Source organism: Sinomonas halotolerans (assembly GCF_039615075.1).
Lineage (GTDB): Bacteria > Actinomycetota > Actinomycetes > Actinomycetales > Micrococcaceae > Sinomonas > Sinomonas halotolerans.
The window spans coordinates 38,965-55,151 of sequence record NZ_JBDFRB010000005.1 but is presented as its reverse complement, the minus strand read 5'-3'; the positions used below and the strand labels follow the sequence as shown (position 1 = coordinate 55,151).

Sequence of the window (16,187 nt, the reverse complement as noted above, 5' to 3'; positions counted from 1 at the left end):
AAATTGATTGAAGCTTCAACCAATACTAGACGCCGATGGATGAAGGTTCAAGCGTTGGCGGCGCACGCCTCAGAACGCCGTGGAGCCCAGCCTCTTGTCCGCCGCGACGAGGAGGCCGGCCGCGGCGGCGGCGGCTAGGACCACGAGCCACTCGGCTCCGCTGAGGGGCGCGGTCTCGAAGACGTGGTTCATCGCCGGGACATAGGTGAGCACGAGCTGGGCGAGAGCCTGGATCCCCACCCCGAGGATGAGCCAGCGGTTCCCGAACAGCCCGCCCGGCTGCCCCGGCCCCCGCAGCGACCGGCACCCGAACAGGTACACGGCCTCGACCGCCACGAAGAGGTTCACCGCGAGCGTCCTGGCCTCGGCCTCGGACGCGCCCTGGCCGAGCGACCAGTGGAACGCCGCCCACGTCGCCCCGAGCAGGAGCGCCGAGACGAGGGCCGTGCGCCGCAGCAGCGGACCGGTCAGGAGCGGGCGGTCCGGTGCCCGGGGCGGCCGGGCCATGATCCCGGGCTCCTTGGGCTCGAACGCGAGCATGAGCCCGAGCAGCACGGCCGTGGTCATGTTGATCCAGAGGATCTGCGTGGGGAGGATCGGCAGCGTGGTCCCGGCGATGATCGCCACGAGGATCACGAGGCCCTCGCCCATGTTGGTCGGAAGGGTCCACACGATGAACTTCGTGAGGTTGTCGAACACCCCGCGGCCCTCCTCGACCGCGGCCTCGATCGTGGAGAAGTCGTCGTCGGTGAGGACCATGTCCGCGGCCTCCTTGGCCACCTCGGTCCCGCCCCGTCCCATCGCGATCCCGATGTCCGCCTGCCGCAGCGCAGGGGCGTCGTTGACGCCGTCGCCGGTCATGGCCACGATGTGCCCGCGGGACTGCATGGACTCGATGAGGCGCAGCTTCTGCTCCGGCGAGACGCGAGCGAACACGCGCGCGTCCTCCACGGCGTCGTCGAAGTCGATGCCAGCGAGCACCGCGAGCTGCGGGCCGGTGAGCACGCTGCCGTCCGCGAGTCCCACGTGCCGGGCGATCGCGGTGGCGGTCGCGGCGTGGTCGCCGGTGATCATCTTCACCGCGATCCCGGCCTCGTGGCACGCCCGCACGGCGGAGGCGGCGGCCTCCCGCGGCGGGTCCTGCATGGCGAACAGGCCCGTGAGCACCATGGACCCGGGCAGCGAGGCCTCGTCGACGCCGGCCCCGTCCTGCCACCGCACGGCGGTGGCGAGGACGCGCAGGCCCTCCGCGGCGCGTTCGGCGGCAACCTCGTGCACGGCGTCGGGGTCGAGGGGCTCCACCGAGCCGTCCGCCGCAAGCTGCCCGGAGCACAGCCGCAGGATCGCCTCCACCGAGCCCTTCGCGAACACTGTCCCGCCGCCCGTGAGCGGGTCCCGGTGCGCGGTGGCCATGTACTGCCGCTCCGAGCTGAACGGCACCGAGCCGGTCCGCGGCCGCTCCGCCTCCCACGCCTCCCGGGTCAGCCCGGCCTTCGCCGCCGCAACGACCATCGCCGCCTCGGTGGGGTCGCCCGAGAGGTGCCACCCGCCGTCGTGCCTGCTCAGCGTCGCATCCCCGCACACCGCGGCGGCGGCGAGGGCCAGGCGGAGCGGCCCGCCGTCGTCGTGCGCCGCGAGCACGACGGCGCGCCCTCCCGCGTCGGTGACCGCCCCCTCCGGCGCGTGCCCCGCTCCCGCGACGAGGTACGTGCCGGCGGGGGTCCACACGTGGCGCACGGTCATCTGGTTCTCGGTGAACGTGCCGGTCTTGTCCGAGCAGATCACCGTGGTGCTGCCGAGGGTCTCCACGACGGGGAGCCTGCGCACCACGGCGCGGCGGCGGGCCATGCGGCTCACGCCGATCGCGAGCGTCACGGTCACCGCCGCCTGGAGCCCCTCCGGGATCGCGCCGACCGCGAGCGCCACGGCGGCCGTGAACATGTCCACCGGGTGCTGGCCGCGGGCCACGCCCACCGCGAACGTGAGCGCGGCGAGCACGAGGATCGCGACCGTGAGGAACGCGCTGAAGCGTGCGAGCTTCTGGGTGAGCGGCGTGGTGACGCCGCGGACCGCGCCGACGAGGCGGTGGATCTGGCCGATCTCGGTCTCCGCGCCCGTCGCGACCGCGACCGCCGCGCCCGTGCCCGCCGTGACGAGCGTGCCGCTGTAGACCATGTTGCGGCGGTCCGCCACCGGGGTGGGGACGGGCAGGACGGTCTCGTCCTTGGCCACCGGCTCGGACTCGCCCGTGAGCGTCGACTCGTCCACGCGCAGCTCGGCGTGCCCCACGAGCCGGGCGTCCGCGGGCACCCTGTCCCCCGCTTCGAGGAGCACGAGGTCCCCGGGCACGAGGTCCTCGGAGGGGACGGTCTGGCGCCGGCCCTCCCGCACCACCGTGGCCGGGGTGGTCACCATGGTGCGCAGGGCGTCCAGCGCGGACTCGGCACGGGACTCCTGGATGTACCCCACCACGGTGTTCACGAGCACGACGGCGAAGATCACCGTCGCGTCCACCGCCTTGCCGAACGCCGTGGTCACCGCGCCAGCGGCGAGGAGCACGTAGACGAGGGGACTGTTGAGCTGGCTGAAGATGCGGCGCAGCACCCCGTGGCCGCGCACGCCGGGGAGCTCGTTGGGGCCGAACTGCGCGCGGCGGCGCAGCACCTCCTCCTCGGCGATGCCCCGGTGGGGGTCGGTCTCGAGGAGCAGGACCACTTCATGCACGCTCAGTCCGTGGTGGTGGTTCTCGCTCACCGCTCCCCCTCCGCCTCTCCCCGCCTCCCGTTGTGGGGTCCCGTCCCTCCCGTTGTGGGGTCCCGAATCCAGCCTTGTGGGGTCCCGTGCGGGTCTGACAGAGGCGAAGGTCACGTGCCTGCAGCGCCAGCCCCGCCGGGCCGCTACAGCCCCTTGACCGCCGCGAGCACCTTGGCGAGGGACTCCTTCGCGTCGCCGAACAGGAGCGTGGTCTGGGACTCGTAGAGCAGCTCGTTCTCGATCCCGGCGAAGCCCGGGCGCATGGACCGCTTGAGGAACACCACCTGCCGCGCCTCGGACACCTCGAGGATGGGCATCCCGTAGATGGGCGAGCCGGGGGTGGACTTCGCGGCCGGGTTCACCACGTCATTGGCGCCGACGACGAGCGCGACATCCGCGTGCTTGAAGTCGCCGTTGATCTCGCTCATCTCGCGCAGGGCCTCGTACGGCACGTCCGCCTCGGCGAGGAGCACGTTCATGTGCCCGGGCATGCGCCCGGCCACGGGGTGGATGGCGAACGCGACCTCGGTGCCGCGGGCCTCGAGCGCCGTGGCGAGCTCGGCGGCGGTGTGCTGGCCCTGGGCGACGGCGAGGCCGTATCCGGGCACGATGATCACCCGCTGCGCGTACCCCAGCAGCACGGCCACGTCCTCCGCGCTCCCCGAGCGGACGGGGCGGTCCGAGACCGCGGTGGACCCCGCCGTCGAGCCTCCCTTGAACGCGCCGAAGAGGATGCCGGAGACGCTGCGGCCCATCGCCGCCGCCATGGCGCGGGTGAGGATGGTGCCGGATGCGCCCACGAGCGTGCCGGCCACGACCAGCAGCACGTTCCCGAGCACGAGCCCGCTCGCCGCGACGGCCAGGCCCGTGAACGCGTTGAGCAGCGAGATGACGATCGGCACGTCCGCCCCGCCCACCGGCAGCACGAGCAGCACGCCGGCCACGAGCCCCAGCCCCAGCAGCGCGAGCGCGAGCGGGTAGCTCCCCAGGAGCACGACGGCGGCCGCGCACCCGAGCGCGCCGACCAGCACCGCGCCCATCACCACGGGCAGGCCGGGGAACAGGACGGGCCGGGTGGTCATGAGCTCCTGCAGCTTGGCGAACGTCACGGCCGAGCCCGCGAAGGACACGGCGCCGATGAGGAGCGTGAAGACGATCGCGAGGCGCATCCACACGTCCCCAGCCCCGGCAGCATGCGGGAGCTCGAGCAGCGCCACGAGCGCTGCCGCCCCGCCGCCCACCCCGTTGAACAGGGCCACGAGCTGCGGCATCTGGGTCATCTTGACCGTGCGTGCCACGGGCGCCGCGATGGCCGAGCCCACGGCGACCGCCGCGAGGATCCACGGGATGTTCTCGAGCCGTGCGGAGAGGAACACGGTGACCACCGCGAGCGCCGCACCGGCCGCGCCCACGAGGTTGCCGCGGCGCGCGTGCCGCGGCGAGGAGAGTCCCTTGAGGGCCAGGACGAAGCAGACGGCCGCGGCGAGGTAGAGCAGCGCGGTCCAGGCCGGGTCGAGGACGCTCACTTGGAGGCCTCCTGACGGCCGACGCCGGCCCCGCCGCCGGGCGCTGCCGGCCCGCCCCTTGCGGGTCCCGGCTTCCGGCCGCGGAACATCTCCAGCATCCGGTCCGTGACCACGAACCCGCCCACGAGGTTCACGGTCGCGAGGACGACCGCGACGAGCGCCACCGCGAGCACGGACGGCTCCTCGGCCTGCCCGGCCACGATGATGGCGCCCACGAGGATGATGCCGTGGATCGCGTTGGCACCGGACATGAGGGGGGTGTGCAGGGTACTGGACACCTTCGAGACCACTTCGAAGCCCACGAACACCGCCAGCACGGTGATCGTCAGCAGCTCCACGCCGCCCATCAGCCAGCTCCCTCCTCGCGCGTCCCGGCCTGTGCCGTCTCCCCGGCGTGTGCTGTCTCCCCGGCCTGCGCCCTCTCCCCAGCCTGTGCTGTCTGTTCTGCCTGGGCCGCGTGGTCCCCCGGCAGCGCCGCCTCCGCCGCGGCGAGGGCCTCGAGAGCCTCGGCCGTGGGCGGGTGCCGCACCACGCCGTCGTACGTCAGGCACGCGCCCGCCACGACCTCATCGCCGAAGTCCAGCACGAGCTGCCCCTCGCGCACGACGAGCTCCACGAGGTTGGCGACGTTCTTCGCGTACAGCCGGGAGGCGTCCGCCGGGAGGGCGGAGGCGGCGTCGGCGAGGCCCACTAGCGTGACGTGCCCGCGCCCGTCCGCGGTGGGCACGGCGATGTCCTGCCCGGCCACGGTGCCCTCGACATTCCCGCCGGACTCCGCGGCGAGGTCCACCACCACGGACCCGGGGCGCATCTGCGCGACCATCTCGAGCGTCACGAGCAGGGGCGCGCGGCGGCCGGGGACGGCGGCGGTGGTGATGAGCGCGTCCGCATCAGCCACGTGCGGGGTGAGCAGGCGGCGCTGGAGCTCGCCCCGGTCCGCGGCCAGCTCGCGCGCATAGCCGCCGGCGGCCACGGTGGCCTCGGCCCCCTCCACGTCGAGGCGGATGAACGTGCCGCCCATCGAGGCGACCTCGTCCGCGGAGGCCGGCCGGATGTCGTTCGCGGACACGCGCGCGCCGAGCCGCTTCGCCGTGCCGATCGCCTGCAGCCCGGCCACCCCGGCGCCCAGCACGAGCACGCGGGCCGGCGGGATGGTCCCCGCCGCGGTCATGTAGAGCGGGAAGAAGCGCGGCAGGCGGAGGGCGGCCTCGAGCACGCTGCGGTACCCGGCCACGAGGGCCTGCGAGGTGAGCGCGTCCATGGACTGGGCGCGGGAGATGCGGGGCACGAGCTCGAGCGAGAACGCCGTGACGCCCGCCGCGGCGAGCGCTCGCACGGTGGCCAGCTCGGACGACGGCGAGGCGAGCCCCACGCTCACCGTTCCCCTCCGCAGCTCCGCGGCCGTGGCGGGGTCGAGGGGGCGCACGTGCGCGAGCAGGTCCAGTTCCGCGATGGCGAGACGGCCGACGACGTGTGCCCCGGCCTCGCTGTAGGCCGCGTCCAGGTGCCCGGACGCCTCGCCCGCGCCGGACTCGATGAGCACCTCGAGCCCCAGCCCGATCAGGTGCCGGACGGACTCCGGCGTGGCGGCCACCCGCCGCTCCCCCGGGCGCCGCTCCCTCGCGATGCCGATCCTCACGTTCCGCCTCCGCTCCGGCGGCGGTGTTCCTGTGACGAATGTGCCGCCCGTGAGGCCGAGTCTATGCCGGGGACGCGCTGGGGGCGAGGATGCATTTCGGGGCAGGCGGCGGCATGGGCTGTCAGGATGGGCCATCAGCATGGGCCGGCAGGATCCTTCCTGTCAGGGACTCGCTGCGTCGTCAAGCTCCGGATCCGACCCGAGATCGGCAAAATATTGCCGATATCTGTGCTGGGATGCCAGAATGGGCAGCAGCGTGAACTCGACCGGCGAAATCCTGCCGGAAAGGACAGTCATGAGCGACCCAGAGGCCATCGGTGCCGCCATCCGAGCCGCCCGGAAGGAGTCCGGCATCAGCCAGGAGGTCCTCGCCGAGCTCGCAGGGATCTCGGAGCGCACCGTGCGCAGCATCGAATCAGGCAGCGGGTCCAGCAGCCTCGCCGCAGTCTCCGCGGCTGCAAACGCCCTCGGCCTGCGTCTGGCGGCTCTTTGATGGCACCGGACCTGGCGGGTCTCCGCTTCGTGCCTGCGGCTGACGTCTACAAGAACGGAACCCTCGCTGGGCAGCTCTCCCGCACCCCACAGGGCGCCATCCAGTTCTCCTACAGCCCCGCCTACGCCGAGGGCGGGGGAACTGCGGTCGCGTCCACCCTCCCGGTGGGCACGGCTACCGTCGCCCACGTTGGCCTTCCACCATTCTTCGCCGGGCTCCTTCCCGAGGGACACCGCCTCACCGTCCTGCGCAATGCCGTCAAGACCAGTCCCGACGACGAGCTGACCGTCCTGCTCGCTGTCGGCGCCGACGTCCCCGGCGACGTCCAGATCGTCCCTGCTGGACAGGCCCCCGAGGAGCCGCCCGTGCTTGCCGAGATCGACGGTGCGGCCCTGGACTTCTCTGCCCTCGCTGTCGCCCTCGACCTCCACGGGCTCCCGGGGGTGCAGGACAAGGTCAGCGCCTCTATGCTCACAGCCCCGCTGGCCGCGCGGCAGGGTCGGTACATCCTAAAACTCGACCCTCCGCAGCACCGCCATCTGGTCCTGAACGAGTCCCTCCACCTGCGCGCCGCCGCCGAGATGCGCCTGCCGGTGGCCGCGCACTCAGTCCACCACGACGCAGCCGGTCGTCCCGGACTGCTCGTGCGGCGCTTCGATCGCGCACCGGACGAGGACGGGGGGTGGCGGCGGCTTCCGCTCGAGGACGGCGCCCAGCTGCTGGGCGTCCTGCCCGCCTCCAAGTACGCGGTGGACACGGAGCAGTTGATCGTGGCCGCTGCAGACGCCTGTGCGGCCCGCCCCGTCGCGCTCCGGAACCTGTACATGCAATTCCTGTTCGCCTGGCTCACGGGGAACGGCGACCTGCACGCCAAGAACATCTCTGTCCTGTGGGACCGGCCGGGGAAGGGCTCCGTGGCCCCGATCTACGACATCCCGTGCACGCTGCTCTACGACGACGAGACCATGGCCCTGCCGATCGGTGGCGTGACCCGGAAGCTCAAGGCCTCCCACTGGAAGAGCCTCGCCGCGGACATCGGGCTGCCCGAGAAGGCCGCGCGCTCGGCCGCCGCGCTGGCCGCACGCGCCGCGCGCACCGCGGACCTCGGGGCACTCCCCTTCTCAGGAACCCGGCTGCACCGGGCACAGCGAGAGCTGCGCACCCGTCACGAGGAGCTGGAACGGGTCCAGCCCCTGCCCGGCTGAGCAGCGCCGCGCGCCCTGGCCCAGCTCAGCGCAGGAAGTCCAGGAGGGACTGCGGGAGGGCCTTGGCCGTGACCGCGAGCGCGGCCTGGTACGAGGTCTCCTGGATCTTCAGGTCCAGGATGGTCTGGCTCAGGTCCGCGTCCTCGAGGTTGGCGCGGCGGTGCTCGAGGTGTGCGGCGGCCTCGGCCTGGGCGGCGGCGGCCTTCTCGAGGGCGGCGTGGCGCACGCCGACGTCCGCGTGGGCGTCGAGGACGGCCTTGAGGCGCGCGTCCACCTCGGCGATCCGCCCGGCGGTGGGCACGCCGGCCCGGAGGTCCGCGGCGATCGCGCGGATGAGCTCGAAGGCGCTGCCCGCGCCGGACCCGAAGGCGGCGGCGCCGTCGGCGTCCACACGCAGGGGCGCGCCCGGCCCGACGCGCCGTTCGACGCTCGTCCCGGGGACCCCGGCGAAGGTGCCGTCGGCGGCGAAGGCCGAGGCGGCGTCGGACGTGCCGGCGAACACGCTGCGCCCCAGGTACTGCGTGTTGGCGCGGACGAGGAGCTCGGAGCGGAGGCCGTCCAGCTCGATCGCCATGGCCTCGCGGGCCTGGGCGTTGAGGGCGCCGTTGCCGCCGCCCTGAACGGTCAGGTCGCGGACGCGCTGGAGGATGTCCTCGGCGGCGGAGAGGGAGGAGTCCACGGTGGTGAGCCAGCCGCGGCCGTCGTCGATGTTGCGCGCGTGCTGCGCGGAGGCGGTCTGCTGGGCGCGCACGGCCATGGCGCCCGCGGCCGCGACCGGGTCGTCGGAGGCCTTCTCCACGCGGCGGAGCGTGTGCGAGCGCTCCTGCAGCTCGGCGAGGCGGCCCTGCGAGGCGGCGAGGCCCCGCTGGGCGGAGAGCATCATGGTCTGGCCCGTGACGCGGATCATCGGCCTACCCTTCCGGTCTGGGAGATGAGGATCTCGAGCATCTCGTCCACGGCCGTGAGGACGCGGGCCGAGGCCTGGTATGCATGCTGCGCGGCGACGAGCGCCACGGCCTCCTCGTCCAGGCTCACCGACGACCCGGCGAGCTGGGCGCCCTTCGCGGCGGCGGAGGTCGCCTCGGCGAGGAAGGCCTGGGAGGCGGCCGACGACGACGCCGCACCGATGCGCGTCACGCCCGCGTTCCAGCCGGCGTCCGGGGAGCCGGCGCCCTCCCCGAGGCGGGCGAGGGCCTGGGCGTTCGAGCCGTCGAGGGGCCCGGCGCCCGCGGTCCCGGTGGCGAGCTGCCGCGCGGAGACGACCGCGACGGTGAGCCCGGCGGCGGCAGGGAGCCCGGGCGCGAGCGTGAAGAAGTCCCCTGCAGGGGCGCCGTCCGGAGTCCAGCCCGCGCGGTGGGCGTCGTTGACGCGGGAGGCGAGGTCGGCTGCGAGGGCGTCGTAGTGCGCCACGGCCTCGGCGAGCGGGCCCCCGCCGCCCACGCCGCTGCCCGTGGCGACCGCCGGCGCGAGGACGGTGACGGCGCCGGCGAGGCGGCCGCCGTCGACCGCCGCGTCCACCCCGGGACGGTGCGTCCACTCGATCCGGACCGGCCCGTCCTGGACACTGCCACTCTGGCCGAGGCGGTCGAGGCTGTCCGCGCCGACCACCGCGAGGCTGCGGGCCGTGCCGCCCGTGACGAGCGCGATCCCGCCCACGAGAACGTCCACGGTGCCGTCCGCCGCGGGCCGAACCGTGGCGCCGGCCAGGGAGGCGGCCTTCTCCGCGAGGACCGCGCGCTCGTCCACGAGCTCGAGCGCGGGGTGGCCGGCCGCTGCGGCGGAGCGGACGGCGAGGTTGAGCTCGGCGATGCGGGAGGCGATGGCGTTGAGCTGGGCGGTGTCCTGCACGAGGGTCGCGCGGGCCGTTGACCACTGGCCCTCGAGCTCCGCGCGGCCGGCCGCGAGCTGCTGCACGAGGTCCCCGGCGGCACGGAGCAGGCCCTCGGCGGGAGGCTCCTGACCGGGCTGGTTGGCCACGCCCTCCCACGCCGCCCAGAAGTCGGCGAGCTTCGCGGAGACCCCGTCCGGGCCGGGCTCGCGGAGGGTCGCCTCGATGCCCGCGAAGGCGTCCGCGCGGACGGCGGCAGCGCCGGTCTGGCCTGCGGCGCGGCGCACGGCGGCGTCGAGGAGCGGATCGCCGAGGCGGCTCACCCCGTCGGTGCGGATGCCCTGCCCCGCGGCAGCGCCGGGGGCCACGACGATGCCGGTGCGGGCGGGCGCGGCGGCCGAGGACGTCTCGACGCGCTGGCGCGTGTACCCGGCGGTGCCCGCGTTGGCGGTGTTGTGGCCGGCCACGGAGTTCGCGGTGCGGGCCGCGTCGAGGCCCGAGAGCGCGGTCCCGAGGGTGGCGAAGGTGCTCGTCATGGGGTCCTGGTCCTCACGATCGCTGGTCGAGGAAGTGGGGGGAGGCGGGGCGCGCGGCGTGGCCCGCGGCGTCGTAGCCCGCGCCCGTGGGGCCCTGCTGCGGGGCGGCCTGCGCGAGGGTCTCCTGGACGTCCCGCGTCGCGGCGCGGAGGAGCTTCGCGTTGGCGTCCCGCAGGAGCTCGACCTCGGAGGCCTGGGCCGTCAGGGCCTCGAGGTGGCCCGTCAGGACCTCGCGCCACGGCCCGTCCTCCGGTGCGGCGCCCACGAGGGCCGGGAGACCGGCGTCGTCCGGGAGGCCCCACAGCCCCGCGAGCGCGCTGGCGGAGGCCTGCGTCTCGAGGGCCGCGTCCCGCACGGCGGCCACGGCGGCGGCGACCTCCTCGGTCGCGAACCCGATCCAGCGCGTGTGCCCGCTGGAGATGAGCAGCTGCTCGGTCTCGAGCCGGTACGTGAGGCGGTCGAGCAGCTCGCGCTCGCGCCACAGGAGCGTCGAGAGCGTCTGAGCTGGGTGCACGTCTGCCTCCTTGCGTCGGGCCGGATTCCTCGCGGTCGGGTCTGGCGGTGAAGTTCTCGCGGTCCCCTGTCGGCAGCGCGGTGCCGGAGGTGAGGCGGGCGGGCGGAGTCCCGTGCCCTGCAGCCGGGGCGCTGTCCGGGCGCATAGGAGCCATCGGGGCGTGCGTGAGCGTCCCGCCCGAGGCCGTGACCGAAGGAGAGACGCCGTGGCCCGTTCCGCCCAGGACGAGCTCGTGCTCGAGCACCTCCCGCTCGTCGGGTACATCGTGAACGAGACGTGCGCCCGCGCCCCCCACCTGCCGCGCGAGGACCTCGCCGGCGCCGGGGCGGTGGCCCTCACTGCCGCGGCCCGCTCCTTCGACCCCACCCTGGGCGTGCCGTTCGGGGCATATGCCCGACAGCGCATACGCGGGGCGGTCGCGGACGAGCTGCGCTCCTCTGACTGGGCAACGCGCGGGGCGAGGCGGCGCATCAAGGAGTCCCGGGCGGCGGAGGAGAGGCTCACGCGGGAGCTCGGGCGCGTGCCGAGCGTGGATGAGCTCGCCTCCGCCCTCGGCGTGGACCGGGCCGAGGTGGAGGCCGCGCGGGCGGACGGGGCACGCACCGTGGAGTCCCTCGACGAGGCGTTCGCGGACTCCCTGCACGACGCCGGGCCCTCGCCGGAGGGGGCTGCGGTCGCCGGGGAGCGGGACGGGTACGTGCGCGCGGCCGTGGCCGCCCTGCCCGAGCGGATGCGGCACGTGGTCGCGGAGGTCTACTTCGGCGACCGCACCGTGACGGAACTCGCCGCGGAACTGGGGACCACGGCGTCGGCCGTCTCCCACCTGCGGCGCGAGGCCCTGCGCATGCTGCACGACGCGCTCGCGCGGCACTACGAGGGAAGCAGCGCCGCGCCGACCGCGAAGGGCTCAGCCGGGCGGGTCGCGGAGTACCTCGACGCCGTGGGCGAGGCGACCGCGGGCGGCCTCACGAGGAGCCTGGCCCGGGCGGGGTGACCCCTGACCGTCAGGTTCCAGTCTGACGCAAATGGGAAGCCAGGATCTCAGCCGAAGCGCCCAGGTCGATGCTGCCCTCAGCAACGCCCACCACGAGATCGAAGACCTGATCGGCGCTCATATCGTGCTCGAAGCCGTTCAGGGCAAGGAAGACAACGACGAAGACCCACGCGGAGCGCTTGTTGCCGTCGACCAGCGGGTGGTTCCGGGCTGAGGATTCCAGCAGGGCAGCGGCCTGGAGAGGCAGCGTCGGGTAGGCGGGCCGGCCCATGACCACAGTGCCTGGACGGGCTAAAGCCGAGCCGAGCAGGCCTGCATCACGCACGTGGAAGCCCATCCTCGAGACGAGGAGGAGGGCGTCATCAAGCTCAAGGAACGCGGTCACGCGTCGGCCAGCCGCTGAAGCGCCTCTCGGTCATGGGACAGCGCGAACGCGAACCCCTGCTCGATCAGGGACTCCCGGCGGCTCCGTTCGACGAGCTGCCGCGCGCCCTCGACCACAAGCGCGCTCTTTGACATGTGCTTCTCGGCCGCGAGCCGTTCGAGTTCGCGGTCGAGTTCTTCAGGGAGACGCAGAGTCATAGCCACTCGCCCATGGTACCGAATTGGTATCAACCGCGGGATCCGCGGTTCACCGAAATCGGCTCACCAAATCTGGCCGGCTGCCGACAGGGGGTTGCGGATGGCCCAGGGACGGGCCGCCTCTGACCGAAGCCCGACCATCATGGAGGAATCACCATGGGCATGATCATCAACAACAACCTGTTCGCGAACAACGCGCTGCGGAACCTCTCGAACACCCAGAACGACATCTCGAAGTCGATGGAGAAGCTCTCCTCGGGCCTGCGCATCAACCGCGCCGCGGACGACGCCGCCGGCCTCGCCATCTCCGAGGGCCTCCGCTCGCAGGTCAACGGCTCGGGTGTCGCCGCACGCAACGCCCAGGACGCGATCAGCGTGCTGCAGACCGCCGACGGCGCGCTCACCGAGGTCCACTCGATCCTCCAGCGCGTCCGCGACCTCGCAGTCCAGGCTGGCAACGACTCCAACAACGCCGACTCCCGCGCGGCCATCAAGAAGGAGTCCGACCAGCTCGCCGCGGAGCTCACCCGCATTGGCGCCAGCACCAACTTCAACGGCATCAAGCTCCTCGACGGCGGCGCCCAGGCCAACATGACCTTCCACGTCGGCGCCGGCGGCGTCGCAGCGGAGGACCAGATCGCCGTCAACATGACCACGGCCAACGTCAGCGCCGTCGGCACTGCGGTCGCGGCCCTGACGTTCGACACGGCGGCGAACGCCGCGGCGTCGATCACGGCAGTCGACGCCCAGATCAAGTCGATCTCCACCGAGCGCGCCACGATCGGTGCGGCGCAGAACCGCTTCGAGTCGGCGTCGCGCTCGCTCGCGATCTCGCAGGAGAACCTCTCCGCTGCCGAGTCCCGCATCCGCGACACGGACATGGCCGGCGAGATGGTCAAGTTCACCAAGTCGAACATCCTCTCGCAGGCCGGCACGGCGATGCTCGCCCAGGCCAACCAGACGGGCCAGGGCGTCCTGCAGCTCCTGCGCTAGGACACCTGACCGGCGACCCCGGCCCTGACGCCCGCACCGACGCCCCCCGGCGGCGATCGGGGCACCCGGGCCGGGGTCGCCTTCCACCCGCACCTCGGCAGTTCTCACCGCACGGCTCCCACAACCTGCCAGACCCACCGCCAAAGGAGGCCCGCCATGGGCATGTCGATCGACGGCCTCGCCACGGGCCTCGACACAACCTCGATCATCAACGCCCTCATGGGCGTCGAGGCCGCGCCGCAGCAGGTGCTCAAGCGCCGCGCCGCGGGGATCGAGCAGTTCATCAGCGCGCTCCAGTCCCTCAACACGAAGGTGGCAGACCTCGCCACGCTTGCCGCGAAGACCGCGACCCCCACGGGGACCACGGCGTTCGCGGTCGCCTCGAGCGGCACGGCCGCGACCGGCGTCGCCCGCCCCACCGCGCAGGCGGGCTCGGTCTCCTTCACCGTGGACGCCCTCGCGCAGACGCACACCGCAGTCACCGCGGCGTACTCGAACAGCACCGGCTGGCCGGACTCCCCCGCGACGATCACCATCACCGGCACGGACGGCGTGCGCCACGAGGTCACGGCCGCGAGCGGGAGCCTCGATGCGATGGTGACCGCCGTCAACGCCGCCGGGGCCGGCGTCACGGCGGTCAAGGTCGCCGCGGGCGTGGACGGCTCGGGCACGCAGCAGTACCGCCTCCAGTTCACGGCCACGTCCCAGGGCGCGGCGGGGGCCTTCACCGTCCACCGCGGCACGGCCGCGGACACCGATGCCGGCATCGCGCCGGACCTCTTCGCGGCCCCGGGCGCGGCGATCGTCAGCCAGGGGCAGGACGCCCAGGTCACGCTCTACCCCGGCACGGGCGCCGCGACCACGCTCACCTCCTCGGGCAACACGTTCGCCAACCTCCTCCCCGGCCTCGACGCGACGGTCAGCGCGGTCTCCGCGACCGCCGTGACGCTCACCGTGACGCCGGACGCGAAGGCCGTCTCGGCGTCGGCCAAGGCTCTCGTGGACGGGCTCAACGGCGTCTTCTCCACGATCAACTCCGGCTCCGCGGTCTCCTCCAACGCGACGACGGGCACGACGACGGCCGGCAGGTTCGTGGGCGACTCCACCGTCCGCACGGTGCAGCGCACGCTCTTCGAGGCCGCCTCCTACCCGGTGGGCGGCAAGTCCCCGATCGAGATCGGGATCAAGGTCCAGAAGGACGGGACGCTCCTGTTCGACGAGGCGAAGTTCGAGGCCGCCTACGCCGCCGACCCCGCGGCCGCCTCGGCCCAGCTCGAGGCGCTCTCAGCCCGCGTCGCCGCGGCAGCGGAGTCCGTCTCGGACCGGTTCGACGGCTCGCTGACCCTCAAGATCCAGTCCCAGCAGGGCCTGGCCCGCACGTACAACGACCAGATCGAGGCCTGGCAGACGCGCCTCGACTCGCGCCGCGTCACCCTCACGCGCATCTACGCCGGGCTCGAGACCGCCATCAGCGGACTCAACAGCCAGCAGGCCTACCTCTCCTCATCCCTCGCCGCCCTCACCGCCAGCTCCGGGAGTGAATCATGACAGCCAGCGCACCCTCCCCCTACGCCAAGCAGGCCCGCGAGCTCCAGCGCCAGGCCGTGCTCACCGCGAGCCCCGCTGCGCTGCTCGTGATGCTCTACGACCGGCTCCTCGCCGACCTCGCCCGCGCCCACGACCACCTCGCGGCCGGCCGCCGTGCCGAGGCGGGCGAGCAGCTCTCGCACGCCCAGGAGATCATCGGAGCGCTCTCCACCTCGCTCCGCCCCGAGCTCTGGGACGGTGCAGAGAACCTCCAGGCCATCTACACCTACGTCTCGTCGACGCTCCTGCGCGCCGGCTCCACGCTGGACCCCGCACTCGTGGCCGAGTGCACCGAATGCCTCGAGCCGCTGCGCGACGCGTGGGCCGAGGCCGCTGCCGCGGGGCATGGCCGTGGGTGAGCCGGACCGCCGCTGGGCTGCGGTGCTGGACCGGATCGAGGACGGCCTGCTCACGGCGCAGGTCCAGCTGGACCGGGCGGGCGAGGAATGGGCAGGAGCGGCCTGGACCGGCGGTCCCGGCTACCTGTGGGAGCTGCCCGAAGACCTCGGCCCCCTGCCCGAGCGGTTCCGGGCCCGCGCGCAGCACCTCGTGGTGGAGCAGGACCGCCTGCGGACCCGGCTCACCGAGCGCCGGGACGCGGTGGGCGCCGAGCTCAGGCAGCTCCAGCCGGTGCGGGGCGCCGCCCGGGCCGGCGCGGTATACCTCGACGAGCGCGGCTGACACCTGCCGGGGCTGAAGGGGGCCGACGGCTGACTGCAGCCGTCACGGAACGTCACGCATAGAGGCGAGTGCAGACGTCCCCGACCCCCCAGGGAAGGCACCGTGTTCGACTCGGTCTCCTCGCTTGCGCTGCAGAGCGCGCTCGACGGCCTTGCCGCGCGCCAGCGCGCCATTGCCGACAACATCGCCAACGTCAACACCCCCGGCTACACGGCCAAGCGGGTGCTCTTCGAGGATTCGCTGCGCGCCGCCGTGTCCGCCGGCTCCGGAACCGTGCGGCCCGCTGAGGCCCGCTCCCTCGAGCCCACCCAGCTCAACGGGAACAACGTCAACCTGGACACCGAGACGGTCTCCAACATCGACACGGTGCTGCGCTACCAGTTCGCCGCGCAGGCCGTGGGCGGCGAGGCTGCGGCCCTCCGCGCCGCGATGAGGAGCACGTCATGACGTTCGACGCGCTCGGGATCGCCGGGACCGGCATGAACCTGCACCGCCGCTACCTCGACGCGACGGCGGACAACCTCTCCAACGTCAACACCGCGAGCGCCATGGGCGGCGAGGCCTTCCGGGCCCGCTACGTGCTCGCCCAGGAGGGCCAGGAGCACGGGGCGTTCGTGCGCTCGGTGGAGCTCGGAGACGGCCAGGGCCGGATCGTGCACCAGCCGGACCATCCCCTCGCGGACGAGGACGGCTACGTCCGCTACCCGGACATCGACCTCGGCGAGCAGATGGGCAACCTCATCCTCGCCCAGCGCGGCTACCAGGCGAACGCCGCCGTGGTGGACCGCGCTCGCGCCACGTACGAGTCGGCCCTGCAGATCGGACGCCAGCAGTGAGCATCGAACCCATCGGAGC

18 protein-coding genes are annotated in these 16,187 nt (G+C 73.4%); 9 read left to right on the top strand and 9 right to left on the bottom strand.

Annotated elements, in window-relative coordinates; genetic code table 11:
* Positions 1-69: 69 nt before the first annotated feature.
* From ABCQ75_RS07375 to ABCQ75_RS07360, 4 genes are all read right to left on the bottom strand, one after another.
* Positions 70-2,754: an HAD-IC family P-type ATPase gene (locus ABCQ75_RS07375; RefSeq protein WP_345884330.1), complete on the bottom strand. Its 2,685-nt coding sequence runs from the start codon at positions 2,752-2,754 to the stop codon at positions 70-72.
* Between the two features lie 143 nt (positions 2,755-2,897).
* Positions 2,898-4,280, bottom strand: coding sequence for an NAD(P)(+) transhydrogenase (Re/Si-specific) subunit beta (locus ABCQ75_RS07370; protein WP_345884328.1), 1,383 nt, complete (start codon positions 4,278-4,280; stop codon positions 2,898-2,900).
* Positions 4,277-4,627, bottom strand: coding sequence for an NAD(P) transhydrogenase subunit alpha part 2 (locus ABCQ75_RS07365; RefSeq protein WP_345884326.1), 351 nt, complete (start codon positions 4,625-4,627; stop codon positions 4,277-4,279). Before ABCQ75_RS07365 ends, ABCQ75_RS07370 begins: the two co-directional genes overlap by 4 nt.
* On the bottom strand, positions 4,627-5,919 hold the full coding sequence (locus ABCQ75_RS07360; protein WP_345884324.1) for a Re/Si-specific NAD(P)(+) transhydrogenase subunit alpha: 1,293 nt from the start codon (positions 5,917-5,919) through the stop codon (positions 4,627-4,629). The genes ABCQ75_RS07365 and ABCQ75_RS07360 overlap by 1 nt, the downstream gene beginning before the upstream one ends.
* Positions 5,920-6,214: 295 nt before the next feature.
* On the opposite strand from ABCQ75_RS07360, the gene ABCQ75_RS07355 reads away from it, so the two are divergent.
* Positions 6,215-6,412, top strand: a complete 198-nt coding sequence (locus ABCQ75_RS07355; protein ID WP_345884322.1) for a helix-turn-helix domain-containing protein — start codon at positions 6,215-6,217, stop codon at positions 6,410-6,412.
* A complete protein-coding gene (locus ABCQ75_RS07350; RefSeq protein ID WP_345884321.1) occupies positions 6,412-7,617 on the top strand; it encodes a type II toxin-antitoxin system HipA family toxin in 1,206 nt (401 codons plus the stop codon). Before ABCQ75_RS07355 ends, ABCQ75_RS07350 begins: the two co-directional genes overlap by 1 nt.
* 25 nt (positions 7,618-7,642) lie before the next feature.
* On the opposite strand, the gene ABCQ75_RS07345 is transcribed toward ABCQ75_RS07350, so the two are convergent.
* The 3 genes from ABCQ75_RS07345 to flgN are packed head-to-tail and all read right to left on the bottom strand — an operon-like array spanning position 7,643 to position 10,495.
* Positions 7,643-8,524 (bottom strand): flagellin N-terminal helical domain-containing protein, encoded by an 882-nt coding sequence (locus tag ABCQ75_RS07345; protein WP_345884319.1) that lies wholly within the window; start codon positions 8,522-8,524, stop codon positions 7,643-7,645.
* A complete protein-coding gene (gene flgK / locus ABCQ75_RS07340) occupies positions 8,521-9,981 on the bottom strand; it encodes a flagellar hook-associated protein FlgK (protein ID WP_345884317.1) in 1,461 nt (486 codons plus the stop codon). The genes ABCQ75_RS07345 and flgK overlap by 4 nt, the downstream gene beginning before the upstream one ends.
* 13 nt (positions 9,982-9,994) lie before the next feature.
* Complete coding sequence (gene flgN / locus ABCQ75_RS07335; protein ID WP_345884316.1) at positions 9,995-10,495, bottom strand: flagellar export chaperone FlgN; 501 nt, start codon at positions 10,493-10,495, stop codon at positions 9,995-9,997.
* 205 nt (positions 10,496-10,700) lie between these two features.
* Between flgN and ABCQ75_RS07330 the strand changes: the two genes are divergently transcribed.
* A complete protein-coding gene (locus ABCQ75_RS07330; protein ID WP_345884315.1) occupies positions 10,701-11,489 on the top strand; it encodes a sigma-70 family RNA polymerase sigma factor in 789 nt (262 codons plus the stop codon).
* 10 nt (positions 11,490-11,499) lie between these two features.
* Here the strand turns inward: ABCQ75_RS07330 and ABCQ75_RS07325 are convergent, their stop codons facing one another.
* Both ABCQ75_RS07325 and ABCQ75_RS07320 read right to left on the bottom strand, forming a co-directional pair.
* Positions 11,500-11,874, bottom strand: a complete 375-nt coding sequence (locus ABCQ75_RS07325) for a type II toxin-antitoxin system death-on-curing family toxin (protein WP_345884314.1) — start codon at positions 11,872-11,874, stop codon at positions 11,500-11,502.
* Complete coding sequence (locus ABCQ75_RS07320; protein WP_345884313.1) at positions 11,871-12,071, bottom strand: ribbon-helix-helix protein, CopG family; 201 nt, start codon at positions 12,069-12,071, stop codon at positions 11,871-11,873. Before ABCQ75_RS07320 ends, ABCQ75_RS07325 begins: the two co-directional genes overlap by 4 nt.
* A 156-nt stretch (positions 12,072-12,227) precedes the next feature.
* Between ABCQ75_RS07320 and ABCQ75_RS07315 the strand changes: the two genes are divergently transcribed.
* The 6 genes from ABCQ75_RS07315 (at position 12,228) to ABCQ75_RS07290 (ending at position 16,168) form a co-directional block, all read left to right on the top strand.
* On the top strand, positions 12,228-13,064 hold the full coding sequence (locus tag ABCQ75_RS07315; RefSeq protein WP_345884311.1) for a flagellin N-terminal helical domain-containing protein: 837 nt from the start codon (positions 12,228-12,230) through the stop codon (positions 13,062-13,064).
* Positions 13,065-13,220: 156 nt separating this feature from the next.
* The gene (gene fliD, locus ABCQ75_RS07310; protein WP_345884309.1) at positions 13,221-14,612 is read left to right on the top strand and encodes a flagellar filament capping protein FliD; all 1,392 of its coding nucleotides are present in this window, start codon (positions 13,221-13,223) and stop codon (positions 14,610-14,612) included.
* Positions 14,609-15,010, top strand: coding sequence for a flagellar export chaperone FliS (gene fliS, locus ABCQ75_RS07305; RefSeq protein ID WP_345884307.1), 402 nt, complete (start codon positions 14,609-14,611; stop codon positions 15,008-15,010). The genes fliD and fliS overlap by 4 nt, the downstream gene beginning before the upstream one ends.
* Complete coding sequence (locus ABCQ75_RS07300) at positions 15,003-15,332, top strand: hypothetical protein (RefSeq protein ID WP_345884305.1); 330 nt, start codon at positions 15,003-15,005, stop codon at positions 15,330-15,332. The genes fliS and ABCQ75_RS07300 overlap by 8 nt, the downstream gene beginning before the upstream one ends.
* Before the next feature lie 102 nt (positions 15,333-15,434).
* Positions 15,435-15,779: a flagellar basal body rod protein FlgB gene (locus tag ABCQ75_RS07295; protein ID WP_345884303.1), complete on the top strand. Its 345-nt coding sequence runs from the start codon at positions 15,435-15,437 to the stop codon at positions 15,777-15,779.
* A complete protein-coding gene (locus tag ABCQ75_RS07290) occupies positions 15,776-16,168 on the top strand; it encodes a flagellar basal body rod protein FlgC (protein ID WP_345884302.1) in 393 nt (130 codons plus the stop codon). Before ABCQ75_RS07295 ends, ABCQ75_RS07290 begins: the two co-directional genes overlap by 4 nt.
* Positions 16,169-16,187 lie beyond the last annotated feature (19 nt).